Genomic DNA, 24675 nt, shown 5'->3' with positions numbered 1-24675 from the left:
AAGAAGCTCGAGGGCGACCTTCCAATAGTTCCGCTTAGAAAACCTTTCAGCTGACGGTTTTCCTCTCTAAAAGCAAATGGCTATTGTACTCTTCCCTGTCAAAGCCTGTGATTTAATTTATAAATATACTACCGAAAAATGATGGCTATAGTCAATATTAATTGCCTATTTATTTATAATTTATTCATTTATATTTTTTGCGTTCATGTTTTATAAAGTGAAACTTCCAACTTAGTTGGGAACCTTTCGGGCATTTACTAAATTATAGGCACTAACCATGCGAAGCGTACATAGAATAGTTTAAGAAAGGAATGTTTGAAAGGGGTATGCTGATTGAGAAGAAGATACAATCCTTATATTCTCCCACCATGGTTAAGAAAAATTAGAGGGGTTTGTGCGCAATTTATTATTCCAATTTGTGTATTTCAAGGAATTCGAACGATTCTTTTTCCTTTTACACTCGATGTATTGCTGCTAACCGCATTAATATTATTAGCCATTGCTTTTCACTTCGAATTACTATAAGAGCCCAAAATTCACATTCAATTTTGGGCTCCTCCTTGCCCATTTGCCTCTTCACTAGCTTTTGCTTGTTGTTTTTGTGCCTCAATTTCTTCTATTCTCATCAAAATATACTCTGTATTTTTCAGAAGCCAGTACTGCCTTTGGAAGTGCAGAACTGATTTTCTTTCCCCTTTGCGATCCGACGCTTTAAAATAGTTTTCTGCTGATCGTATAACTGCACCCGGATGGGCAAAATAGCTCTGGAAAAGTAATAACTCATCCTCTTTAAACGGAAAATACTTTAAATACGTGTATATCCATTCAATGCATTCCTCCGACCTTTTTGGATATGTTTTTAACGTTCTCGATAAAAATGGCAATAAATCATGAAGGGGGGAGCCTAGTCTTGACTTTTCAAAATTGGCGAAATACCCATGCCCTTTATCATCAAATAGAAAATGTTCAGTAGAGACCTTTCCGTGTATAATTACTGTTCGGGCTTTTTCATTTTCCTCCGTCTTTTCATACCATGCTTTAAATCTTTTAATGGAAAATTGCAGTGCCTGGCTAATGTCGTGATAGGAAAGAGAAAACAATAACTCGAAGGGAGACAAGTATTCTCTTCTTTCACACGATTCAATAAACCCAATTAAAAATTCGTTTTCTTTTTCCCATTCAAGCAATGTCTTTTCATAATGCTCTGCTCGATCCTCCTTGCTGATTGTTACTTCCCTTACAGATAAGGTATGAAGTCTTGCAAGTTCGCGAAACAGCTGCTGATTGCGCTCAAATCGATTTTCCTTTACTTCATTTGCCAACCAAGGCATTAAATAATATAATTCATTTTCATGTAAAACCGCATATCTACCATCAATCGCAGGAAATATAGGAACAATTCGGTTATAGCCTTTTTGAAAGAGAGACTGGACATGGCGTATAAAGTCACCGCCATGCTTTGGATCAATTTTCTTTAAGGCAAATACCCCTTTATTCGTATAAATTTTCCGAATGCGTCCACGCTCCTCAACAAAATGCGGCTCAAGGGCATAGTTCCTCAATATCGGTGCAACCTTAAGTAAACGGTTCTCCTTTTCCATAAGAATCCACTCTCTTTCTAAAGAAAGGCTGTCTCCTCGTATATTGCTGCTAATTTAGCCATAATGGGTAAAAAGCTGACTTACACTCCAGCCAACCAATATTACAACAACCACTTATAAAAAAAGAAAACAGCCTAAGCAGGTGTTTGCTAACCCGCCAAGCCTGTTTTGCATTTTTTCTAACGGGCTACTACAGCTGGAATATAAAGCACTTGCCCTTCATATAAATCTTGATTTAATTCTAAATGATTGACACTTAGCAACTGGTTCACACCAATTGAATACCTTTCAGCAATAAGATCAACTGTGTCTCCGCTTTGAACAATGCATACCTTTAATTTTGCTACGTGTTCCGCCTCTTCCTTACGGGCAAAAAATTCGGTTAATGTCATGCTCTTCTTTTTCGATTTCTTCTTTTTCTTATCCGTTTTTTCAGGACTTTCATCTATTGATTCTGGAGATTCCGGTTTCTGCTCCTGTTCAGGGCTTTCGACCTCGGCAATATCCACATCCTGTACTGGACTTTCATCTACAGGAATTTCAAAAATGTCTTCTGCAGATGGTGGCGACTCTTCACTTCTTTTTGCGGAATAAAAAGTGATTTCCGGCTCATCAACTTTTTCTTCCTCTTTTTCCTTAAGCTCTAGTTCCGGCTCTTTTCTTGCCTCTGCTTCAAATGGGATAAAGACTTTCTCCTTCCCCTCATCTTGGCTTTCCATTTCGTTAACCGAACGGACAAAAATTTCTGTACGATCCTCTTCTTGTTCTTTTTCTTCTGCAAAAGCTTTTTCTAATGAACTCACATCTACTACATCTTCCGAATTGGATGAACGATTCAAAAATGGCTCTAATTCCTCTTCCTCTGTGTCGATTTCGTCGGTTAGCTGTTGCTCCTCATATAAGCCAGTAATCATTAAATTAGCAGAAAGCTTCAAGCAGCTTCTTTCCGGAAACACATAATCAAAGGATTCGATTTGTACATCAATTTCATTTAAACTCTGAATTCTGTTAATCGGTATAGTTATATCCACTGGGAAGTAATGTCTAAATTCACATATCCCTTCTTCTCTTTCTTCGACCACTTGCATGAATTTTGGAGCGGCAAAAGTTTCTTCATCATCCGCCGTCTCTGTTTCATTGCGTTTATATTCACCTGATAGCTCGAGCGCTCCTTGAATCGTAACATATTGATCATCTTCCTGAATAAAAATATCAGGGTCTAACGAGATTGAAATCAAATCAAGTACTTCCTGTCCTTTTTGAAACCAGACGGACTCTTCCAAAGAAAATCGTAAACACGTTTGATTCCCCTGAGACAAAGCGACTCCTCCTTTCATACCTTTCACGTTTAATCACTATGTCATTTACACTTTATGAGAAAAATTATTTATTTATGACCTGAAAAAGAATGACATAGTAAAAAGAAAAGGGGGGAACAGGCAGTTTGCAAAAACAAACAATTTTTCGCAAGAATATAAAAAACACCCATCATAGATGATGAGTGTAAAAATAATTTATCCTTTAATTTTTGAAAATGCAATTTCGATTGCTTGTAATGTCTTTTCTATATCTTCGTCACTATGTTCAGTTGATAAGAACAAGCCTTCAAATTGAGATGGTGGCAAAAAGACCCCTTCATTTGCCATTTCACGGTAGTATGCTGCAAAATAATCTAAGTTGGAAGCTTTTGCTTTATCATAATTAATAACCTTTTCATTCGTAAAGAAGAATCCGATCATGGAGCCTGCACGATTGACGGTATTCGGAATACCATACTTTTCCGCAGCCGCTTTAATACCGGCTTCAAGCATATCCCCTTTACGTGTAAATTCCGTGTATGCCTCAGGTGTCAGCTGACTTAATGTTTCATATCCAGCTGTCATTGCAAGCGGGTTTCCTGACAATGTACCAGCTTGATAGATAGGACCGCTCGGCGCAATTTGTTCCATAATTTCAGCCTTACCACCGTATGCACCTACGGGAAGTCCTCCGCCGATTACTTTACCAAGACAAGTAATATCAGGTGTAACATGGAAGTAGCCTTGGGCACAGTTATAGCCGACACGGAAGCCTGTCATTACTTCATCAAATATTAGCAATGCCCCGTATAGTGTTGTAATTTCTCTAAGTCCTTCTAAAAAGCCTGGCAGTGGTGGTACAACACCCATATTACCTGCAACTGGCTCCACTATAATTCCAGCAATATCCTCGCCGAATTGCTCGAAAGCATACTTTACGCTTTCTAAATCATTGTAAGGAACAGTAATCGTATTTTTCGCAATTCCTTCTGGTACCCCGGGACTATCTGGAAGACCAAGCGTTGCCACTCCTGAACCAGCCTTAATTAATAAGGAATCACCATGGCCATGATAGCAGCCTTCAAACTTTAGAATTTTATTTCGGCCTGTATAGCCGCGTGCAAGTCTTAGCGCACTCATCGTTGCTTCTGTTCCTGAGGAAACCATACGAACAATTTCAATAGAAGGAACTCTTTCGATTACTAGCTTTGCAAGGTCGTTTTCAGTAACTGTCGGTGCTCCAAAGCTTGTTCCTTGCTCAGCAACTTTTTTAAGAGCTTCAACGACACGTTCATTTGTATGCCCTAAAATGAGCGGTCCCCACGATAAAACGTAGTCAATATATTCATTGCCATCGATATCATAGATTTTCGACCCTTTTCCTCTTTCCATAAAAATGGGGTCCATATTCACTGATTTAAATGCACGAACAGGAGAATTCACTCCGCCCGGCATTAATTTTTTCGCTTCTTTAAAGGCCTGAATGGATTTTTCGTAAGAGCGCATCTAATCCCTCTTTTCACTTTTTTATGCTTGAAAATAATACCGTTTGCCGTACAAATACCCTATCTTATTTAGAAAAGTTCATACATCTTTTAACGAAGTGTATTAAAAATTACTGTTCTTTCAGCCATCTTGCTGCATCTTTTGCATGGTATGTAATGATTAGATCGCAGCCAGCACGCTTCATACCAGTAAGCATTTCCATTACGATTCTTTTTTCATCAATCCAACCGTTTTGAGCTGCTGCTTTAACCATTGAATACTCGCCGCTTACATTATAAATAACAAGCGGAAGATTGAAATGGTTCTTCACATCACGAACAATATCAAGATAAGGCATGCCAGGTTTCACGATGAAGAAATCAGCGCCCTCCATTAAATCAGACTCTGCTTCACGCAATGCCTCCATTCGATTAGCAGGATCCATTTGATAAGCCTTACGGTCGCCAAATTGCGGAGTACTGTCTGCCGCATCACGGAATGGACCGTAGAAGGCTGAGGCATACTTCACCGCATAAGACATAATTGGCACATTTTCAAAACCAGCCTCATCTAGCCCTGCACGGATAGCAACGACAAATCCATCCATCATATTAGATGGGGCAATAATGTCCGCACCAGCTTTTGCCTGGCTTACAGCTGTCTGAACAAGCAATTCAAGTGAGGCATCATTTAATACTTGATCCCCTTCAATCAAACCGCAATGGCCATGGCTTGTGTATTCACATAGACAAGTGTCAGCAATAACGATCACTTCTGGAAACTTCGCTTTAATTAAACGAGTTGCTTCTTGGACAATCCCATGATCATGGTATGCTTGCCCGCCACATTCGTCCTTCTCCAAAGGAATACCGAATAGTAGAACGGATTTAATGCCTAATGACACTACCTCATTCATTTCCTCTTCAAGATGATCCAATGATAAATTATATATGCCAGGCATCGACGTGATTTCTTTCTTAATATCCTTTCCCTCTGCTACGAAAATAGGATAAATGAAATCATCAATTGTTAAATGATTTTCGCGTACAAGTGCACGCATATTAGCACTTTGGCGTAAACGTCTATGACGAGTGAATTGTAAATCCATTATAATGCCCTCCGATATTCATTTTCTAAATAATCAATTGTACTTTTTATCATATGATGAACGGTGTATACATCTGGTGCAACATCCACTTTAAGCCCATATGACTCAATTCTTTCCTTCGTAACTGGACCGATACAGCCAATGATACATGCTTCTACCTTCTCGTAAAGATTGTTTTCTTCAACAACAGCCATTAGATGGTCAATCGTAGATGGGCTAGTAAAGGTTAGGATATCTAATTGGCTGTTAGCCAGCTTATCTTTAATGAGTTCTCTGCTATCTTCAGGAAAAAAGGTTTCATATATAATCGCTTCATCAATAACAGCACCATAGTTGGATAATTGAGCGGCAATGTAATTGCGAGCTAAATTCCCTTTTGGAATAAGGACTTTCATCCCCTTTTTAACATACGGTTTGAACTCTTCAACAAATCCTTCAGCAACGAATTCCTTTGGCGTAAAGTCCACTTGAAAACCTTTAGTTAATAAGTAGCTTTCCGTCTTCTTTCCGATCGCAGCAATTTTTGGCATATGCTCTCTATTCGAGTGATGAAGAAAGGAAAGAAATGTTTCAACTGTTATACTGCTTGTAAAAATAATCCAATCATACGCATGCAGCTGATTGATCATCGCATGTAGTTCTGGAGATTTAGCAGGTCTAAATGCAAGAAGAGGGATTTCAACAGGACTTCCGCCATATTTCTCCACTAATTCCGAAAAAGATTGTGCCTGCCCCTTACTTCTTGGAACAAGAATATTTTTTCCTTTTAAAGGGAGGGAGGAGGCTGTCATTTGCCCTCCATCTCCGCTTTAACCTGATCAATCAATTCTTTTCCGCCTAGCTTAATTAAGCTATTTGCTGCTTCAATTCCAACCTCTTCTGGATTTTTACCAGTAATCTGTTCTTTATAAATAATTTTCCCATCTGGCGAACCAACAAGTGCGGTTAATACAACTTCTTCTTGCTCATTAAGCTCGGCGAACCCTGCAATCGGCACTTGGCAGCCACCTTCCATTTTATGAAGGAAAGCACGCTCCGCTCTTACTGTTGCGTCTGTCTTTTCACACGTAAATTTCTTTAACAGTCCAAGGAGCTTTTCGTCGTCCTCACGGCACTCAATAGATAATGCACCTTGTCCGATAGCTGGCAGGCAAATATCTGGATCTAGAAACTCAGTTACCACATCTGATGCCCAGCCTAATCTTGATAACCCAGCAGCTGCTAGAATTATGGCATCATACTCTTCCGTTTCTAATTTTTCCAGTCTTGTATCAATATTTCCGCGAATCCATTTAATATTGATGTCCGGACGGCGTGCTAATAGCTGGGCTGCTCTCCTTAAGCTGCTTGTTCCAACGATAGCACCAGGCTTAAGGTCATCAAATCGGATATGATTTTTAGAAATAAGTGCATCCCGGTGATCTTCCCTTTCTGGTATACAGCCAACCACGAGACCTTCTGGAAGTATGGCAGGCATATCCTTCATACTATGTACAGCCATATCAATTTCTTTATCAAGCATGGCCTGCTCAATTTCTTTCACGAATAAACCTTTTCCGCCAACCTTTGAAAGGGTTACATCAAGAATTCGATCCCCTTTTGTAACAATTTCCTTCACTTCAAAATCGAAAGACGGATCCAGTGCCTTTAACTGATTAATAACCCAATTCGTCTGTGTTAATGCAAGTTTACTTCTCCGTGAACCAACGATAATTTTTCTCATGACTGCCTCCTAAATTTAAAGCGATTATGAATACCAGAAATGGAAAGATGATAGTTTTCCAAATAAGAAGAAATTAATTAAAACAACGAGAAAGGATGCAAGATTCCATAAAGCAAGCTTATTTCCTGTCAGTCCTTTACCAACCTTCAAATACAAATAAATGCTGTAAATCGCGAGTACGATGAACGAGCCAATTACTTTAGAATCGTACCAAATCATATCAGGAACCTTAATATACGCCCAAGTTGTGCCAAGAATTAGACTTATAATCAGCATGGGGACGCCAATTAGATTTAAGACGAAAGACATTTTATCAAGCTTGGATAAGTCAGCAAGCCGCTTCAGACGGGTGCCCCATTTCTTTCTTTTCAAAAGATCGTACTGAATTAGATACAGCACGGAAAACACAAATGAGAGGGAAAACGCCCCATAAGATAGAATGGCCACAGTAATATGAATAAGCAGCAATTCAGAAATCATCTGCTGTGCCATGACATGGGATTCATATTGTATGGGGGCAAACGTATGGATCGCCATGATCATAAACCCGAGAACATTTGTAAAGAAAACAATAAAATCTACTCGGAGTAATCGATTGATGACTAAAGATAACGTAATGAGTACCCAAGCATAAAAATAAAGCCCTTCAAATATTGTCAAGACAGGGAACCTCCCCGTCTTCAACATATACAAAATAAGAAATATTGTTTGTAAACCCCATACAAATGCAAGTAACCAGAAGGCAATTCGATTTGCCTTCCGGTTAGACGTCAGAAAATCAACAAAATATAATAAGACACATAAGGCATAAAGAACGACTGTAAACTCATGCAGCCGTGTCATATAAATTTCAAACATGGACAGTACTCCTTTTATGATTGAAAGGAAGCCTGCGGTGATTGAGCAACCGAGTGCCTTAGTTCAGCTGCACTCACTTCCTGCTGCTCATTAACAAGTTCTCCTATATTAAAAATTTTCACGAATAGATCCAATGCCTTGTCTGCATCTTTTTGGCCGGCCATTTCTTTAGCCTGTAAGATAGGATCTTTCAATAACTGATTTATAATACTCTTCGTATGTTTATTTAACACCTTTTTATCCCGATCACTTAAATTTGGCATCTTTCTCTCTATGCTTGTCATCGTTTCTGCTTGAATCGCTAATGCTTTTTCACGCAACGCAGAAATGACAGGAACAACGCCAAGCAAATTCAGCCATTGTTTAAATTCAACGATTTCTCCTTCAATCATTAGCTGTATCTTTTCGGCTTCCTTTTTGCGCTCCTGAAGATTTGCTTCAACGATCCCCTCCAGATCATCAATGTCATAAAGGAACACACTATCTAATTCAGCAAGCTTAGGATCTAAATCCCGCGGAACTGCAATATCTACCATGAATAGCGGCTTGCCTTTGCGCAGTTTTTCAACTTGCAGCATCATGCATTTTGTAATCACGAAATCTTTTGCTCCTGTCGAGCTAATAAGAATATCGGCTTCGAGTAATGCACATTGAAGCTCTTTCAATGTTTTTGCTTGCCCTTCATAACGGTTTGCTAAGTCCTGCGCCTTTTCAAACGTACGATTGATAACCGTCACCTTACTTGCACCGTTTGCATGCAGGTTTTGAATCGCAAGCTCTCCCATTTTTCCAGCACCTAAAATAAGAACATGCTTATTCTCTAAGGAACCGAAAATTTTCTTCGCTAATTCAACAGCTGCATAACTTACAGAAACGGCATTTGCACCGATTTCTGTATCTGAATGGGCTCGTTTCGCAAGTGTAATGGCCTGCTTAAATAAATGGTTGAACACGGTTCCAGTCGTACTCTCTTCCTGTGCCTGAAGGAAGCTCGTGCGAACCTGTCCTAAAATTTGGGTTTCACCAAGAATCATGGAGTTTAACCCGCAAGACACACTGAATAAATGCTCGATTGCGCCTTCTTGCTCATATATAAACAAAAATGGTGAAAATTCTTCCTTCTCTATTTCAAACCACTCTGACAAAAATTCTTTAATATAATATCGGCCTGTATGAAGCTGATCAACAACTGCATAGATCTCAGTCCGATTACATGTTGACAAAATCACGTTCTCTAAGATGCTCTTCTTGTTCTTTAATGTGTTCATAGCATCTGCAAGCTGAGACGGGTTAAATGTCAAGCGCTCACGAATTTCGACAGGGGCTGTTTTATAATTTATACCGACAACTAAAATATGCATGTTTCAATTGACCCCCCCAATTAAATTGCACAAATACTACTATAATTGTAACATTTCTATCCCTTTATCTAATGGTAAAATGTGAACAGATAGTGAATTCATATGATAAAATAAATAAAGGAAGATTGCACAATAAAAAAGAATTCAGTATGCTATCCACTTTCTATCATTCGACAAAATCCTCCCATATGTACAGTAACAAAAAAACATAGCAGATTCAAGTGAACCTGATTGGAAGCGGTGTAATGATGAAAAATCAACGTTTTTTTCCTGGAATAATTCTAATTGGCTTTGGAGCTTACTTTTATCTTGAACAATCCAATATCCCAGTTTTGCAGCCTTATTTTACATGGCCTTCCTTGCTAATAATTATAGGTATCGCTTTTTTGTTTCAAGGGTATGGAGCAAAAGAATACCATGCGATTCTTCCCGGTGTTATTCTTACTGGTTTTGGTTTGCACTTTCATATCGTCAACCGCCTGGAGATTTGGCCGGATCATATTGGTATCTTTATTTTAATCCTAGCTCTTGGTTTACTGCTGCAGCATCAAAAGACTGGATCAGGATTATTTCAAGGGCTTCTCTTCTTATTATTATCTATTTTGCTTCTCTTTTATGATCGTGTAATTGTCTGGCTTGGCACATTAGAAAACGGTGTGTCAAACGTTTGGAAATTTTGGCCTGTCATTCTTATTTTTATTGGCGGCTACCTCCTCTTTATTAAAAAGAAATAGAAAGAGACAGGGATATATATAGTTTTCCCTGTCTTTTTCTATTACAATACAGAATCTAAAAAATTTTTTGTACGTTCTTCCTTTGGGCTGGAAAATAATTGCATGGGGTGTCCAACCTCAACAATTCGTCCTTCGTGCATATAGACAGCCCAGTCTGCCACTTCTCTTGCAAAGCCCATTTCATGGGTAACGACAACCATTGTCATTCCCTCCTCAGCCAACTCCTTCATAGTCGTTAGCACCTCTCCAACTAATTCTGGATCAAGCGCAGAGGTTGGTTCATCAAAAAGCATGATTTCCGGCTTCATAGCAAGAGCCCTTGCTATCGCTACACGCTGCTTTTGCCCCCCGGAAAGCTTTGATGGATACACATATTCTTTATCAGAAAGTCCAACTTTCTTTAATAATGCCTTTGCCTCCTCTTTCACTTCCTCTTTCGGACGCTTTTTAACATAAATTGGCGCCTCCATTACATTTTCAAGTACCGTTTTATGCGGAAATAAATTAAAATGCTGAAATACCATCCCTACTTTTGCTCTAACCTCATTAAGATCATGCGTTTCCTTTTCTATTTTTTCTCCGCCAATCATCACAAGCCCGCTATCTTTTATTTCTAAAAAATTGATGCAGCGGAGAAGCGTGCTCTTTCCAGATCCGCTCGCCCCAATTAGGCAAACAACCTCACTCTGCTTAACCGTCATATCGATATCCTTTAAAACATGCAAATCACCAAAGGATTTATTTAGCTTCTCTATATTGATCATAATAGATTTACTCATATCATCTTCCCTCCTTTAATCGCTGCTAGACATTTTTTTCTCAATTATTCTTACGATAATGGAGAAGAATAGAACGAGAACTAGATAATAAACAGCTACAATAAGCAAGTAGCTCATATAGTCATATTTAAGAGAACCATGCGTAGTAGCAACATTAAAAAGCTCATACATGCCAATAAATGAGGCTAGCGAGGAGTCCTTTAAAGCAATAATAAATTGATTTCCTAACGGCGGAAGCGCTCTGCGACTTGCCTGCGGCAAAATAATTCTTCTCATCGTTAAACTCTTTGTCATTCCAAGTGAACGACCAGCTTCCATTTGACCATGATCAATTGATTGAATGGCCCCCCGGAAAATCTCTGCAATATAAGCCCCATTATGGAAGGCTAGTCCTAGAACAACAGCTAGAAAATCGGAAATATTAAAAGCGGTTAATCCAAAATAGAAGATAAAGATTTGGACAACAAGCGGGGTTCCACGAACTAAGAAGATATATAAATCAGCAATCCATTCCAATATTTTTACATTTGATATTTTTAAAAAGGCAAAAAATAATCCGATAAAAATAGCAATAAATATAGAGACGATTGTTATTTCAAATGTTAGAAGCATCCCTTTCAAAAAAACAGGGTATGTGTCGATAAATTTTGTTAATAAATCCACAGGTTTCCTCCTTTAACCCAATTGTTATAAAAAAAGACGAATGTATTTTTTCTACATTCGCCCTGTATAGTTATCCTTACTCTGGAACAACAGTGATATCTTCGCCGATATACTTTTTGCTTATTTCGGTTAACGTTCCGTTTTCGTGTAATTTTTCAAGCGCTTTATTAATTTTTTCTAGAAGCTCCGTATTTTCTTTTGCAACAGCTATGGCTTGTTCACTGCGGCCAAGCAATTCTTTGCCGACAATGTTCATCCCTGCACCGATGGCCTCTTTGCCTGTAATAAAGTCAGTAATAACTGCATCATGCTTGCCTTTGCTTAATGCCTCGAGCGCTACTACATCGCTATCATAGAATTTGATATTATCCGTTGCCTTTTCTGCTTCTGCTGTGTATGTGGTACCTTTCGCTACTGCAACTTCCAGCCCTTTTAAATCATCGAGCGTTTCCACTGTGCTATCAGGGCGAACATAGATTTGAGGACCTGAGAAATAATAGGGAATCGAAAAATTAACAGCTTCCAATCGTTCTTTAGTAATTGTGTGACTAGCAACCGCCGCATCAAATCGACCAGATTTAACGCCTTCAACAATTCCGCCAAACTTAAATTTATGCTGGACAGGTTCCAGCCCTAATTCCTTTGCAACCGCTTCACCCACTTCAATATCGAACCCGCTCATTGTCCCATCGTTATTGGTCACGCTGAATGGATTAAACTCTCCTGAAGATGCATAAGTAAACTTTCCATCATCTACTAATTTCATGCCTTTATTTGAAGCTTCTTTAGCTCCGCATGCAGCTAGTACAACTATAACCAATAGCAAAAATACACCCTTCCAAAAATATTTCACTAGTTTAAATTCCCCCTTTTCTCTCTTCCAATATAAGTTCTCTCCTACCTTATCATATGTACTCAATATTCCCAAAATTCATATTTTGTGATAATTTATAGTATCCTCTCATATTGCAACTTCTCAATTACTTGCCTCTAAGATACTCCCAATTTTGTCATTATCCTGCTATCTCCTGTCTATTCCCTTTTTTCCGACAAGATTCGCGGTTTTTATTCATAAAGTCAACATTTTCATAGTCACTTTGGTATAAAAAAAGAATTCCATCGCCTCTTGCAATGGAATTCTTTTTCTTACATATAAGCTTGTAATAATGCCCACGCCTGATCTTTTCCCTGACCTGTTTCTGAAGAAAAGAGAATGATATGATCATTTGGGTCTAGTTCTAATGTTTCTTTTGCGACTTTTAAATGCTTTTGCCACTTTGATTTTGGAATTTTATCTGCTTTTGTTGCAATAATGATGCACGGAATATCATAATGTTTTAAAAACTGATACATCATGACATCATCCTTTGATGGCGGATGACGAAGATCAACGATTTGAACAACAGCTTTTAGCTGCTCCCTGCCAGTTAAATACGTTTCGATCATTTTCCCCCAAGCTTCTCTTTCCTTCTTGGAGACTTTCGCATAGCCATATCCAGGAACATCAACAAAATGCATCATTTCATTAATTAAATAAAAGTTTAATGTCTGTGTTTTACCTGGTTTCGAAGAGGTTCTTGCTAAATTTTTTCGATTGAGCATTTTATTAATAAATGAAGACTTCCCGACATTTGATCTGCCTGCTAAGGCAAACTCTGGTAAATCTTCAACAGGATATTGATCTGGTTTTACCGCACTAATGATAATTTCAGCTGAATTTACCTTCATCCTTGTTCACCGCCATTCAATGCATGTTTCAAAACATCATCAACATGAGAAACAAGGACAAAGTTTAGATCTTCTCTGACACTTTCAGGGATATCATCGATATCCTTTTCATTATCCTTTGGAATGATAATCTTCGTAAGTCCAGCACGATGGGCACTCAATGATTTTTCTTTTAAACCCCCAATAGGAAGGACCCGGCCTCTTAAGGTAATCTCACCAGTCATTCCTACTTCTTTACGGATCGGTTTTCCAGAAAGAGCAGATACAAGTGCTGTTGTTATCGTAATTCCGGCAGATGGGCCATCTTTCGGAACTGCTCCTTCAGGCACATGGATATGAATATCATACTTTTCATGAAAGTCTTCTTCAATTCCTAATTCCTTTGCTTTTGAACGGACATAGCTAAACGCTGCTTGTGCCGATTCCTTCATTACATCGCCAAGTTTCCCTGTTAAAACAAGCTTCCCTTTTCCTGGTGCAAGTGAAACTTCAATTTGAAGTGTATCTCCACCAACCGTAGTATAAGCTAACCCAGTCGCTACGCCCACTTGGTCCTCCAATTCTGCCTGGCCATAGCGGAACTTCGTTTTTCCAAGGAAGTCTTCCATGTTTTTCTCAGTTACAACTACTTTTTTCTTCTCACCAGAAACTAAGATTTTTGCTGTTTTTCTGCAGACTGTAGCAAGTTGGCGTTCTAAGCTACGGACACCAGCTTCTCTAGTATAATAACGCACGATTTTTTGAATTCCGTCTTCTCTGATCTGTAGCTGGGATTTTGAAAGCCCATGCTCTTTAATCTGTTTCGGCAAAAGGTGATCTTTTGCAATATGAATTTTTTCCAGCTCTGTATAGCCAGCAATTGTAATAATTTCCATCCGATCACGGAGAGGACCAGGAATGGTTCCTAAATCATTTGCTGTTGCAATAAACATCACTTTAGAAAGATCATACGGTTCTTCAATATAATGATCACTAAAATTATGATTTTGTTCCGGATCCAAAACCTCTAACATAGCCGAGGATGGGTCGCCACGGAAATCATTTGACATTTTGTCTATTTCATCCAAAAGGAACACCGGATTAATGGTACCCGCTTTTTTCATTCCTTGAATAATACGGCCTGGCATGGCACCCACATAGGTCCTTCTATGGCCGCGGATCTCAGATTCATCACGCACGCCCCCTAAAGAGATTCGGACAAATTTCCGATTTAGAGAAGCTGCAATGGAACGAGCTAGACTTGTCTTCCCAACGCCGGGAGGTCCAGCAAGACAAAGAATAGGTCCTTTTAACGAATTTGTTAGCTTCTGAACAGCTAAATATTCAAGAACGCGCTCCTTCACCTTTTCAAGTCCATAATGATCATCGTTTAATATCCGTTCAGCTTTATGGATATTTAAATCGTCTTCTGTTGCTTGACTCCATGGCAAAGCAACAAGCCACTCAATATAGTTGCGGATAACTGCACTTTCCGCTGAACTAGAAGGAATCTTTTCATATCTGTCCAATTCTTTTTTCGCAGTTAGTTGAATGTGCTCAGGCATGCCAGCCTTTTCGATTTTTTCGGTGAGGGTAGCAATTTCGCCCGTTTTCCCTTCTTTTTCACCTAGCTCTTTTTGAATCGCCTTCATCTGTTCACGCAAATAATATTCCTTTTGCGTTCGTTCCATTGATTTTTTAACCCGCTGACCAATTTTCTTTTCTAAATTAAGAACTTCTTTCTCATTATGAATAATTTCAATCACTTGATTCAGTCGCTCTTTTATATTGGTTGTCTCCAAAATTTCTTGCTTATCCTTTAATTTTAAAGGAAGGTGTGAAGCGATAATATCTGCCATTCTCCCTGGCTCTTCAATATCTGCAACTGCTGCATACGTTTCAGCTGAAATTTTCTTAGAAACCTTTATGTATTGCTCAAAATATTCAAGCATCGTTCTCATTAATGCTTGGTCTTCAACATCCTTTGTAGTTGGTTCTTCAAACGCTTCAATACTGACGGCATAATGACTTGTTTCATCATAAAATTCAATTATTTCAGCTCTTTGAAGACCTTCAACTAACACTCGAATCGTTCCGTTTGGAAGTTTAAGCATTTGTTTGACACGTGTTAATGTGCCTCTTGTGTACAAATCTTCTTCTGCAGGTTCATCTATCGAGATTTCTTTTTGTGTAGTTAGGAAAATTAAATGGTCATCTACCATCGCTTTTTCAAGTGCCTGTACCGATTTTTCACGGCCTACATCTAAATGAAGGACCATTGTTGGATAAACAAGCAAACCCCGAAGCGGCAGGAGGGGGACGATGATTTCTTTCTTTTTCGCCAAACTAAAGCACCTCCAAATGCAAATCTATTCAGTATAAAAATACTAATAATTTCTTTGTACAATTCTATCGTATTTACAAGATAGTGTCTAATCTGAAATGCGGAGGCGGCTCGGTCACCCCCGACAAGCACAAGACGAGCCGATAGGAAGGTTGTTCTTTAACCTTCTTAGCGGATTGGCTTGTGACCTCGAGGGGGTAGCCGCCGCAGCTAGACACCCTGAAATGCGGAAGCGCTTTGATCATCGCCGTACAAACTGGAAGAGCCTCGACTGAGATAAAGGAGACACAATGAGCGATAGCGAATTGATGTCAACTTATCGTAGGGAGGGGACCTGAAGTTTGTTAGGCGATAGGCGCTGGAGCTAGACACTCCGAAATGCGGAGGCGGCTTGCCCAGGGGCGACAAGCATAAAACGAGCCAACACGCATAAATAAAACTTCGGCTTTTCGCATCCATAGCAAGCCGAAGTTTTTTCACCATCTAAATGCTTTCTTTTTTTGCAAGTTCGACTGAAGCCGTTATTGATTGCTCCATATGAATATTCTTTAGAAGGGCTATATCAAAAACTTCATTTAAATGAGTGACCGGAATTATCTTTATTCCTGTTATTTCTTTTAGAATGGATTGCATATTTTCTTCAGGAATGATCACAGTTTTTGCGCCAGCCTTTTTTGCTGCCTTTACCTTCGGATAAACGCCTCCAATCGGTTTCACATGCCCATGAATACTTATTTCTCCTGTCATTGCTACTGTATGATCAATTGGAAGCTTGTAAATAGCAGAGTATATACCGGTTGCCATTGCAATACCGGCAGATGGCCCATCAATTGGAACACCGCCAGGAAAATTCACATGAATATCATAATCATTAGCAGGAACACCCATAGAACGGAGGACAGTAATTACATTTTCAATCGACCCTTTTGCCATGCTTTTTCTTCGTATCGATTTCCCTTGTCCGCCAATGCTTTCCTCTTCAACAATTCCGGTAATATTTATGCTGCCTTTCTCAACTGCAGGAATAACAGTAACCTCAATTTCAAGAAGTGCCCCCGTATTCGGTCCATAGACGGCAAGACCGTTAACAAGACCTACTGCTGATTTCTCATTCACTTTCCTTTCCATTCTAGGAGTAAGCTGACTTGATTGAATCACCCACTCAATATCTTCATCCTTTATGTAATCTCTATCTTCTGTTATTGCTAATCCTGCTGAAATTTGAATGAGGTTGACTGCTTCACGCCCATTCCTTGCATACGATGCTAGTATGGTTAATGCATTCTCACTTATTGTGAGATTAACCTTTTTAGCTGCTTTTCTCCCAATTTCAATAATTTCATCTTCTAACAACTCCCTAAAAAATACTTCCATGCATCTTGATCGAATGGCTGGAGGAATTTCACTTGGAGTTCTTGTTGTCGCACCGATCAATCTGAAATCAGCTGGAAGGCCATTTTTAAAAATATCATGAATATGATTAGGAATTTGGGTATTTTCTTCATTATAATAGGCACTTTCAAAAAAAACCTTTCTATCTTCTAAAACCTTCAATAATTTATTCATTTGAATCGGGTGCAGCTCACCTATTTCATCAATAAAGAGTACTCCTCCATGGGCATTTGTTACCGCCCCTTGCTTTGGCTGAGGTATACCTGCCTGACCCATCGCACCCGCTCCTTGATAAATAGGATCATGGACAGAACCAATAAGAGGATCAGCAATCCCCCGTTCATCAAAACGGGCAGTGGTCGCATCTAATTCAATAAATACGGAAGACGGTTTAAATGGAGACTTGGCTGTTTTTTTGGCTTCTTCTAATACTAACCTTGCAGCAGCTGTCTTCCCCACACCTGGTGGTCCGTAAATTATTACATGCTGCGGGTTTGGACTGCATAATGCAGCTTTTAGTGATTTAATCCCATCTTCCTGTCCAACAATATCCGCAAAACTAGACGGCCGTACCCTTTCCGCCAAAGGTTCTGTTAGCGAAATGGCTCTCATCTTTTTTAATTGATCCATTTCTTTTTTAGATTCTCGGTCAATTGAAACCTTTTGGGTTCGCTGGTTTTTTAACAAGTTCCAAAAATAGAGCCCTATGACAATTCCAAAAAACAATTGTATAAATAATGCGATCCCCGTCCAACTCATACTATTCCCTCCTGCATTAAAAGTTCTCGCTGATAATGCTAGTATCTCCTTCACATAGTTGGAATAAACAAGAATCTATTGTAAAAAATTGGGCTGAGAGATTTCTGATATCACATAAAAAAGCCAAACCTTTAATGGTTTGGCTCCTTTTTAGTAATCGCTTTTCTTAATTAAGCTGAAGTTTTTCGTTCCTCGTCAATAATTGTTCCATCTTCAAGAATAAGCTTCGGTGCAGCATTATCAGTAATCGCTTCTTTCGTAATAATGCACTTCTTGATATCCTCGCGTGAAGGAAGCTCAAACATAACATCAAGCATAATTCCTTCAATGATGGAGCGCAGACCACGCGCACCTGTTTTACGTTCAATCGCCTTTTTAGCGATTTCAGTAAGGGCTTCTTCTTCAAACTCTAGCTCAACATCATCAAGTTCGAGCATTTTTTGGTATTGTTTAACAAGCGCATTTTTAGGTTTTGTTAAAATTTCAATTAATGCTTCTTCGTCTAATGGTGTAAGACTTGAGATTACCGGAAGACGGCCGATGAATTCTGGAATTAATCCGAATCTTAATAAATCTTCTGGCAGTACTTTTGATAGCAGACTCTTTTGGTCAAGCTCATTTTGTTTCGTATCAGATCCAAAACCAATGACCTTCTGACCTAATCGGCGCTTAATAATTTGTTCAATCCCGTCAAAGGCTCCACCACAAATAAACAAGATATTTGTTGTATCAATTTGGATAAATTCTTGGTGAGGATGTTTGCGCCCGCCTTGAGGAGGTACACTTGCAACCGTCCCTTCCAAAATTTTCAACAATGCTTGCTGGACACCTTCCCCAGATACATCTCTTGTAATGGATGGATTTTCAGACTTTCTGGCAACTTTATCAATTTCATCAATATAAATGATGCCCTTTTCCGCTTTTTCAACGTCATAGTCAGCAGATTGGATAAGCTTTAAAAGAATGTTCTCTACATCTTCTCCAACATATCCAGCTTCTGTTAATGAGGTCGCATCAGCAATAGCAAATGGGACATTTAATATACGTGCCAACGTTTGTGCTAGCAATGTTTTCCCGCTTCCAGTCGGTCCTATCATCGCAATATTACTTTTTGAAAGTTCCACATCATCAATTTTGCTGTTAGAGTTTATGCGCTTATAATGGTTATACACGGCAACAGATAATGATTTCTTTGCTTGGTCTTGCCCAATGACATATTCGTCAAGAATATCTCGGATTTCTGACGGCTTTGGCACATCCTTAAATTCTACTTCCTCTTCCGTGCCGAGCTCTTCTTCTACAATTTCTGTGCAGAGTTCTATACACTCATCACATATATAAACACCTGGTCCGGCAACAAGCTTTCGCACTTGATCCTGTGTTTTGCCACAGAATGAACACTTTAATTGCCCTTTTTCATCATTAAATTTAAACAAATCCTTCACCCCTTGAAAACTTCAAATCATTATATTAAGCTTGTGCGAATCATATGCAAACAAATAAGTTCAGCCTGTTTTAACTTCATGGACTTTGGCACGTAACGAAATGCACATCCTAATTAAATCTACCTTATCCTACAACAATTGTTATGTATTGCATTGTAACACATTTCCACTTTGGACAGGAAATGAAAACTCTTAATAAATGGATTAGATTATGTATGACTGCTTGCATAGCGGATTCGTTTATGTTGGCTGAAAAAAAGATATTCTAAATAAGCTTAACCAATTATGGTCAAGTTAAGTCAACAGATTTTATCCAAAAACTTCATATGTATGGTCTGGAGGTAAGTTATGAGATGCCGGAGTTGGAATTAGAGGAAAGCGACCGATTTCTTTATTTTCCTTTCCTTTATCTATATACACCACCAGTTTATTCAAAAAACTAAAATATGTAATTCTATTGTACAAAACAAGGCACGATTCACTCGCGCCTTGTTCATTATATTTTATCTAACTTTTAATATTACTATTAGACAGTTTTGCTGTTTTCTACAATGAAGTCAACTGCTTTTTTAACTTGAAGATCTGTTTTTAGGCCTTCAAGGCTGCCTAATGCTTTTTGAATATTTTCAACTGTCATATTGTACATTTCAGCCATTTTATTAAGCTCTGCAGTTACTTCTTCATCTGATACTTCAATGTTTTCTGCTTTCGCAATTGCTTCAAGAGTTAAGTTCGTACGCACGCGCTTTTCAGCATCTTCTTTCATTTGCTCGCGTAATGCACTCTCTTCTTGACCTGAGAATTGGAAGTAAAGTTCAAGGTTCATTCCTTGCATTTGCAGGCGTTGTTCAAATTCGTTCATCATACGGTCAATTTCTGTATCAACCATTACTGATGGAAGATCAATTTCTGCATTTGCAGAAGCTTTTTCCACTACAGTATCTTGAACAAAATGTTCTGCTTCATGCTTCTTGCTTTCTTCAAGACGAGTTTTTACTTTTTCTTTAAGAGCAGCTAACGTTTCAACTTCTTCATCTGCGTCTTTAGCAAACTCATCATTTAACTCAGGAAGTTCTTTTGTTTTAATTTCATGAACAGTCACTTTGAATACTGCAGGTTTTCCTGCTAATTCAGCAGCATGGTATTCTTCCGGGAAAGTAACTTCCACATCTTTTGATTCTCCAGCAGCCACACCTACTAGGTTCTCTTCAAATCCTGGAATGAATTGACCTGAACCAAGTTCAAGAGAATAATTCTCAGCTTTTCCGCCTTCGAATGCTTCGCCATTTACAAAACCTTCAAAGTCCATAACGACTGTATCGCCGTTTTCAGCTTTGCCTTCTTCTTTTACAACAAGCTCAGCATGTCTTTCTTGCATAGACTTTAATTCCTTATCAACATCTTCATCTGTCACTTCAGTATCGAACTTTTCTACTTCAAGTCCTTTGTATTCGCCTAATTTAACTTCAGGCTTTACAGTTACAGTTGCTTTGAAGATTAAGCTCTTGCCTTTTTCAATTTGCTCTACGTCGATTTCAGGACGATCAACCGGCTCGATACCAGTTTCTTCGATTGCATTTGCATATGCTTCCGGAAGAAGAATATCAACAGCATCTTGATAAAGTGACTCAATACCGAAACGCTTTTCAAACATGCCACGAGGCATTTTCCCTTTACGGAAACCTGGTACATTTACTTGTTTAACTACTTTTTTGAATGCAGCGTCTAAACCTTCGTTTACTTTTTCTGCATCTACTTCAATTGTAAGAACTCCTTGGTTCCCTTCTAGCTTTTCAAATTTTGCAGACATAAATTTAATTCCCTCCAACAATCTATTATCATTTCATACGTAACAAATGGATATGAATAAGGCTTGTTTAGCAAGCATTATACATTTTTAACATAAAAAATACCATCTACATATACAACCATTATATTATACCACACGTTCCTTTTCTTTCAACATGGAAGCTAAAAATCGGAAGATGAAATTTCTTCAAGCTGTTTTAATTCTCGCAGTGCCTCTTTCATTTCTTCCATTTTCACCTCATATAAAAATACGAGATCTTCTTCTATGTTTAGACCTAGATATTCAGCTATAAGAGTATGATACGCAGCTGCCAAAGCCTTTTCCTCATGCATATCTAGCTGAAATGGATAAAGAATAAAGGAATGTCGGCTAATAAGACTTTTTATATTCTCAAACAAGATTGGATCTTCATGCTCAATTCGGCTGCTAAGGACGCAAAGAAGCGATTCTATCTCTGGCAGCATATGAACAGGCGGAAGCTGAGTTGGTATGACCGAGAGCGTTCTTCCTAGCTTTTCAACAATGACCTCTTTGTCATATGCATGCTCTATTAATACATTAAGCAGCATCGTCTTGAAGAATGGAGATCCTTCTTTCGAGTGAAGATATGTTTTTATTTCATCAATATAAGATTGAATATTTCTCTCTGCTAACTGGGCAGCGACATTCATTTGCTCTTGTTGGGTCTTAAAAGCAAACAAATCAATGTCTGTATCCCCTTCTTCCACTGCCGCTTCTTCATATTCCATTTCTGATTTTTCCTTTGCCATTCTCCGGCTAAACTCTAACATTCGGGTAAAGCTTTCATATTTTTCCGTTGGAATCTCTTTTTCTTCTAATAGAATCTCTATCGTGGTCACAATTTCATCATACTGATGAAGCTGGACAAGAATCATTAAATACAGATCTATAATTTGGATGTATTCTCCGATTCCCTTTTGCAGCATATCCGCTGCTATTTCTTTCGCTTTTTGCAAAGAACCCCACTCGAAGTAAGCGAGTACTAATCCAATATGAATATCGCTATTTTCTGGGTCTAATCGTATCGCTTCTTCTAAGTGCTCGATCGCTTCCCGAAATCTTTTCTGCTGCATTTTCTCAAGCCCTTTTTCAAGAAGCCTTTTTTCCAGATCGGGAAAAAGGATTACTTTATCATTTAATTTTTTCCGATCTCGTTTCTTCATGCAGTCCCCGCCCTACGTAATTTTGAAGTAAGTTTAGCATGAAAACTTAAAAAAAACAAAAAAGATCCACAGCTCCTGCCTTTGCTGTGAACCTTTTGAACCTATGATTTGACCGCTTTAGAACACTCAAATTGTGTTATTTTTTCTTCTAATTGCAAGGTAATTTCAATTTCATCCCAACCATTTATCAGCATCATCTTCCAATACGCTGTAATCGGAAAAGAGGCTAAAAAACCACTATTATCTGTTACCGTTTCCTTTTCAAGATCAATTGTTAAGTCATACGGCTGATTCTTAGCCATATCTAATAAATATGCTACTTCATCTACTTTAAGCCTGATTGGCAGCATCCCATTTTTCAAGCAATTTTGATGAAAAATATCGGCAAATGATGGAGCAATCACGACTTTAAAACCGTAATCCGATAGTGCCCAAGGTGCATGCTCTCTTGAGGATCCGCATCCAAAATTCTCATTAGCAATTAAGATTGAAGCACCTTGGTTATCGGGCTGATTCAATTCAAAATTCGGATTTTCTTTGCCATCCTTCGTATACCTCCAGTCATAAAATAAATATTGTCCAAACCCCGTTTTCTCAATTCTTTTCAAGAATTGCTTTGGTATGATTTGGTCTGTATCAACATTTGCTCGATCCATCGCAACAGCTTTTCCAACTATCATTCTAAATCCACTCAAACTATTCACACCCTTCCCATTTTAAATTGCTTCAACAGATACTTTTTCACTGACATCAACAAACCTGCCATATAATGCGGCAGCCGCAGCCATCGCCGGGCTGACTAAATGTGTTCTAGCTCCAGTCCCTTGTCTTCCTTCAAAATTTCGGTTCGAAGTGGATGCGCAATGCTCTCCACTTGGAACAATATCGTTATTCATACTTAAACACATGCTGCAGCCTGATTCACGCCACTCAAAACCGGCATTTCGAAAAATGATATCTAACCCTTCTGATTCAGCCTGTTTCTTAACTAGCTGAGATCCTGGTACCACTAAAGCTCTTACGTTTTGATGAACACGTTTTCCTTTTACAATTTCCGCAGCTTGACGCAAATCTTCTAATCGAGAATTTGTACAGGATCCTATAAAAACATGTTGTATTTTAATATCAGCAATCTTCTGTCCTTCTTTTAGTCCCATGTAATCAATGGCTCTTTCTAGCGATTTTTGTTCAAGTTCATTTTTACAATCTTTTAAGTATGGAATAGATTCTTTAATACTGGATGTCATGGAAGGATTTGTCCCCCAGCTTACCATCGGTGTAATGTCATTAGCCTCAATCATTATCGTTTTATCAAATACGGCATCATCATCAGACGCAAGCTCCCTCCACTGCATGACAGCCTTTTTAAACGCTTCTCCTTTTGGTGCATGCTTTCGTCCTTCTAAATAAGAAAAAGTCGTTTCATCGGGGCTGATTAAACCGGCTCTTGCGCCTCCTTCAATGGACATATTACATATGGTCATCCGCTCCTCCATCGACATTCTTTCTATTACCTCTCCGCAATATTCAATGACATGCCCTTGACCAAAGTTGACACCATGCTTGGAAAGAATATAAAGGATGACATCTTTAGACGTAACGCCTTTCCGAAGCTGTCCATTTATTTCGATCTTTAAAGTTTTCGGTTTCGTTTGCCATAGTGTTTGCGTTGCTAGCACATGCTCTACTTCACTCGTACCGATTCCAAAGGCAATCGCTCCAAATGCGCCATGTGTAGAAGTATGACTGTCCCCACAAACAATCGTCATCCCTGGCTGTGTTAGTCCAAGCTCTGGTCCAATCACATGAACGATTCCCTGCTCTGGACTGTCCATTCCAGCAAGAGGGATGCCAAATTCCCAGCAGTTTTTTTCTAAGGTTGTCATTTGATTTAAAGCTACTGGGTCATCGATCTTATATCTATTAACAGTTGGCACATTATGATCCATTGTCGCAAATGTTCTCTCTGGTTTTCTAACTCGCCGGTTTTTTATTCTTAACCCAGAAAAAGCCTGAGGTGAGGTTACCTCGTGTACTAAATGAAGATCAATATAGATTAAATCAGGCTTCCCTTCCTCTTGATGGACCACATGCTTTTCCCATATCTTATCAATTATTGTTTTCCCCATTTTTTTCCTCCTGCTTTCTTTTTTAAAAGAAACACGACCAATTATGGTCGTGTTAGTGGTAGAGTCAATCTAGCTTCATTATGCTTGTCGGGGCTGAACAGTCGCCTCCGCTTTTCTATTTGTCTAGCTCCGGCTCCTACCCCCTCGAGGTCATAAGCCAATCTGTCATGAAGGTTAAAGAACAACCTTCACGCCAGCTCGTCTTATGCTTGTCGGGGCTGAACAGTCGACTCCGCTTTCCTATTTGTCTAGCTCCGGCTCCTACCCCCTCGAGGTCATAAGCCAATCTGTCATG

At 38.9% G+C, this 24675-nt stretch carries 21 protein-coding genes and 1 other annotated feature (1 of these 22 only partly in view); of the genes, 2 read left to right on the top strand and 19 right to left on the bottom strand.

Annotated features, from left to right (window positions below; translation table 11 throughout):
• Positions 1 to 111 (bottom strand) — a binding site (T-box leader); it reaches 165 nt to the left of the window's first position.
• Positions 112 to 333: 222 nt separating this feature from the next.
• Complete coding sequence (locus RUH74_RS14195; RefSeq protein WP_313801049.1) at positions 334 to 525, top strand: hypothetical protein; 192 nt, start codon at positions 334 to 336, stop codon at positions 523 to 525.
• 17 nt (positions 526 to 542) lie between these two features.
• Here the strand turns inward: RUH74_RS14195 and ysxE are convergent, their stop codons facing one another.
• The 8 genes from ysxE to hemA form a co-directional block, all read right to left on the bottom strand.
• Positions 543 to 1601, bottom strand: coding sequence for a spore coat protein YsxE (ysxE, locus tag RUH74_RS14190; RefSeq protein WP_313801048.1), 1059 nt, complete (start codon positions 1599 to 1601; stop codon positions 543 to 545).
• Positions 1602 to 1780: 179 nt separating this feature from the next.
• Positions 1781 to 2920, bottom strand: coding sequence for a stage VI sporulation protein D (gene spoVID, locus RUH74_RS14185; RefSeq protein WP_313801047.1), 1140 nt, complete (start codon positions 2918 to 2920; stop codon positions 1781 to 1783).
• A gap of 195 nt (positions 2921 to 3115) precedes the next feature.
• Positions 3116 to 4405: a glutamate-1-semialdehyde 2,1-aminomutase gene (gene hemL, locus RUH74_RS14180; protein WP_313801046.1), complete on the bottom strand. Its 1290-nt coding sequence runs from the start codon at positions 4403 to 4405 to the stop codon at positions 3116 to 3118.
• 109 nt (positions 4406 to 4514) lie between these two features.
• A complete protein-coding gene (hemB, locus tag RUH74_RS14175; RefSeq protein WP_313801044.1) occupies positions 4515 to 5492 on the bottom strand; it encodes a porphobilinogen synthase in 978 nt (325 codons plus the stop codon).
• Positions 5492 to 6283 (bottom strand): uroporphyrinogen-III synthase, encoded by a 792-nt coding sequence (locus RUH74_RS14170; RefSeq protein ID WP_313801042.1) that lies wholly within the window; start codon positions 6281 to 6283, stop codon positions 5492 to 5494. Before RUH74_RS14170 ends, hemB begins: the two co-directional genes overlap by 1 nt.
• Positions 6280 to 7215, bottom strand: a complete 936-nt coding sequence (gene hemC / locus RUH74_RS14165; protein WP_313801040.1) for a hydroxymethylbilane synthase — start codon at positions 7213 to 7215, stop codon at positions 6280 to 6282. The genes RUH74_RS14170 and hemC overlap by 4 nt, the downstream gene beginning before the upstream one ends.
• Before the next feature lie 24 nt (positions 7216 to 7239).
• Entirely contained in the window at positions 7240 to 8073 is an 834-nt protein-coding gene (locus tag RUH74_RS14160) for a cytochrome C assembly family protein (RefSeq protein ID WP_313801038.1), read from the bottom strand.
• 14 nt (positions 8074 to 8087) lie between these two features.
• A complete protein-coding gene (gene hemA, locus RUH74_RS14155) occupies positions 8088 to 9434 on the bottom strand; it encodes a glutamyl-tRNA reductase (protein ID WP_313801036.1) in 1347 nt (448 codons plus the stop codon).
• A gap of 248 nt (positions 9435 to 9682) precedes the next feature.
• Between hemA and RUH74_RS14150 the strand changes: the two genes are divergently transcribed.
• Positions 9683 to 10168 carry a LiaI-LiaF-like domain-containing protein gene (locus RUH74_RS14150; protein WP_313801160.1) on the top strand — a complete coding sequence of 162 codons (486 nt, stop codon included), beginning with the start codon at positions 9683 to 9685 and terminating at the stop codon, positions 10166 to 10168.
• Positions 10169 to 10209: 41 nt separating this feature from the next.
• Here the strand turns inward: RUH74_RS14150 and RUH74_RS14145 are convergent, their stop codons facing one another.
• The 11 genes from RUH74_RS14145 to leuC all read right to left on the bottom strand — a co-directional run bounded on the left by RUH74_RS14145 (position 10210) and on the right by leuC (position 24380).
• Positions 10210 to 10947, bottom strand: coding sequence for an amino acid ABC transporter ATP-binding protein (locus RUH74_RS14145; protein WP_313801034.1), 738 nt, complete (start codon positions 10945 to 10947; stop codon positions 10210 to 10212).
• 15 nt (positions 10948 to 10962) lie between these two features.
• On the bottom strand, positions 10963 to 11610 hold the full coding sequence (locus RUH74_RS14140; RefSeq protein ID WP_313801032.1) for an amino acid ABC transporter permease: 648 nt from the start codon (positions 11608 to 11610) through the stop codon (positions 10963 to 10965).
• A 76-nt stretch (positions 11611 to 11686) separates the two neighbouring features.
• Complete coding sequence (locus tag RUH74_RS14135; protein WP_313801030.1) at positions 11687 to 12463, bottom strand: transporter substrate-binding domain-containing protein; 777 nt, start codon at positions 12461 to 12463, stop codon at positions 11687 to 11689.
• A gap of 293 nt (positions 12464 to 12756) precedes the next feature.
• Positions 12757 to 13338 (bottom strand): ribosome biogenesis GTP-binding protein YihA/YsxC, encoded by a 582-nt coding sequence (gene yihA, locus RUH74_RS14130; RefSeq protein ID WP_313801028.1) that lies wholly within the window; start codon positions 13336 to 13338, stop codon positions 12757 to 12759.
• Positions 13335 to 15662, bottom strand: coding sequence for an endopeptidase La (lon, locus tag RUH74_RS14125; protein WP_313801026.1), 2328 nt, complete (start codon positions 15660 to 15662; stop codon positions 13335 to 13337). The genes yihA and lon overlap by 4 nt, the downstream gene beginning before the upstream one ends.
• A gap of 482 nt (positions 15663 to 16144) precedes the next feature.
• The gene (lonB, locus tag RUH74_RS14120; protein WP_313801024.1) at positions 16145 to 17812 is read right to left on the bottom strand and encodes an ATP-dependent protease LonB; all 1668 of its coding nucleotides are present in this window, start codon (positions 17810 to 17812) and stop codon (positions 16145 to 16147) included.
• Positions 17813 to 17982: 170 nt separating this feature from the next.
• Positions 17983 to 19248: an ATP-dependent protease ATP-binding subunit ClpX gene (gene clpX, locus RUH74_RS14115; RefSeq protein ID WP_313801022.1), complete on the bottom strand. Its 1266-nt coding sequence runs from the start codon at positions 19246 to 19248 to the stop codon at positions 17983 to 17985.
• A 535-nt stretch (positions 19249 to 19783) separates the two neighbouring features.
• Complete coding sequence (gene tig / locus RUH74_RS14110) at positions 19784 to 21067, bottom strand: trigger factor (RefSeq protein ID WP_313801020.1); 1284 nt, start codon at positions 21065 to 21067, stop codon at positions 19784 to 19786.
• A 161-nt stretch (positions 21068 to 21228) separates the two neighbouring features.
• Positions 21229 to 22251, bottom strand: coding sequence for a tetratricopeptide repeat protein (locus RUH74_RS14105; RefSeq protein ID WP_313801018.1), 1023 nt, complete (start codon positions 22249 to 22251; stop codon positions 21229 to 21231).
• A 101-nt stretch (positions 22252 to 22352) separates the two neighbouring features.
• Positions 22353 to 22946, bottom strand: a complete 594-nt coding sequence (gene leuD, locus RUH74_RS14100) for a 3-isopropylmalate dehydratase small subunit (protein ID WP_313801016.1) — start codon at positions 22944 to 22946, stop codon at positions 22353 to 22355.
• 21 nt (positions 22947 to 22967) lie between these two features.
• On the bottom strand, positions 22968 to 24380 hold the full coding sequence (leuC, locus tag RUH74_RS14095) for a 3-isopropylmalate dehydratase large subunit (protein WP_313801014.1): 1413 nt from the start codon (positions 24378 to 24380) through the stop codon (positions 22968 to 22970).
• Positions 24381 to 24675 lie beyond the last annotated feature (295 nt).

The organism is Cytobacillus sp. (assembly GCF_032154635.1).
Lineage (GTDB): Bacteria > Bacillota > Bacilli > Bacillales > Cytobacillaceae > Cytobacillus.
Note: the sequence above shows the minus strand (reverse complement) of the source record. Positions and strands in the feature narration are given on the sequence as shown.

Coding starts and splice junctions, on each gene's coding strand:
- hemL (WP_313801046.1), bottom strand. CDS start 4,405: ATGCGCTCTTACGAAAAATCCATTCAGGCCTTTAAAGAAGCGAAAAAA.
- yihA (WP_313801028.1), bottom strand. CDS start 13,338: ATGAAGGTAAATTCAGCTGAAATTATCATTAGTGCGGTAAAACCAGAT.
- leuC (WP_313801014.1), bottom strand. CDS start 24,380: ATGGGGAAAACAATAATTGATAAGATATGGGAAAAGCATGTGGTCCAT.
- hemA (WP_313801036.1), bottom strand. CDS start 9,434: ATGCATATTTTAGTTGTCGGTATAAATTATAAAACAGCCCCTGTCGAA.
- RUH74_RS14150 (WP_313801160.1), top strand. CDS start 9,683: ATGAAAAATCAACGTTTTTTTCCTGGAATAATTCTAATTGGCTTTGGA.
- ysxE (WP_313801048.1), bottom strand. CDS start 1,601: ATGGAAAAGGAGAACCGTTTACTTAAGGTTGCACCGATATTGAGGAAC.
- RUH74_RS14145 (WP_313801034.1), bottom strand. CDS start 10,947: ATGAGTAAATCTATTATGATCAATATAGAGAAGCTAAATAAATCCTTT.
- lonB (WP_313801024.1), bottom strand. CDS start 17,812: ATGAGTTGGACGGGGATCGCATTATTTATACAATTGTTTTTTGGAATT.
- hemC (WP_313801040.1), bottom strand. CDS start 7,215: ATGAGAAAAATTATCGTTGGTTCACGGAGAAGTAAACTTGCATTAACA.
- RUH74_RS14170 (WP_313801042.1), bottom strand. CDS start 6,283: ATGACAGCCTCCTCCCTCCCTTTAAAAGGAAAAAATATTCTTGTTCCA.
- hemB (WP_313801044.1), bottom strand. CDS start 5,492: ATGGATTTACAATTCACTCGTCATAGACGTTTACGCCAAAGTGCTAAT.
- tig (WP_313801020.1), bottom strand. CDS start 21,067: ATGTCTGCAAAATTTGAAAAGCTAGAAGGGAACCAAGGAGTTCTTACA.
- RUH74_RS14160 (WP_313801038.1), bottom strand. CDS start 8,073: ATGTTTGAAATTTATATGACACGGCTGCATGAGTTTACAGTCGTTCTT.
- RUH74_RS14105 (WP_313801018.1), bottom strand. CDS start 22,251: ATGAAGAAACGAGATCGGAAAAAATTAAATGATAAAGTAATCCTTTTT.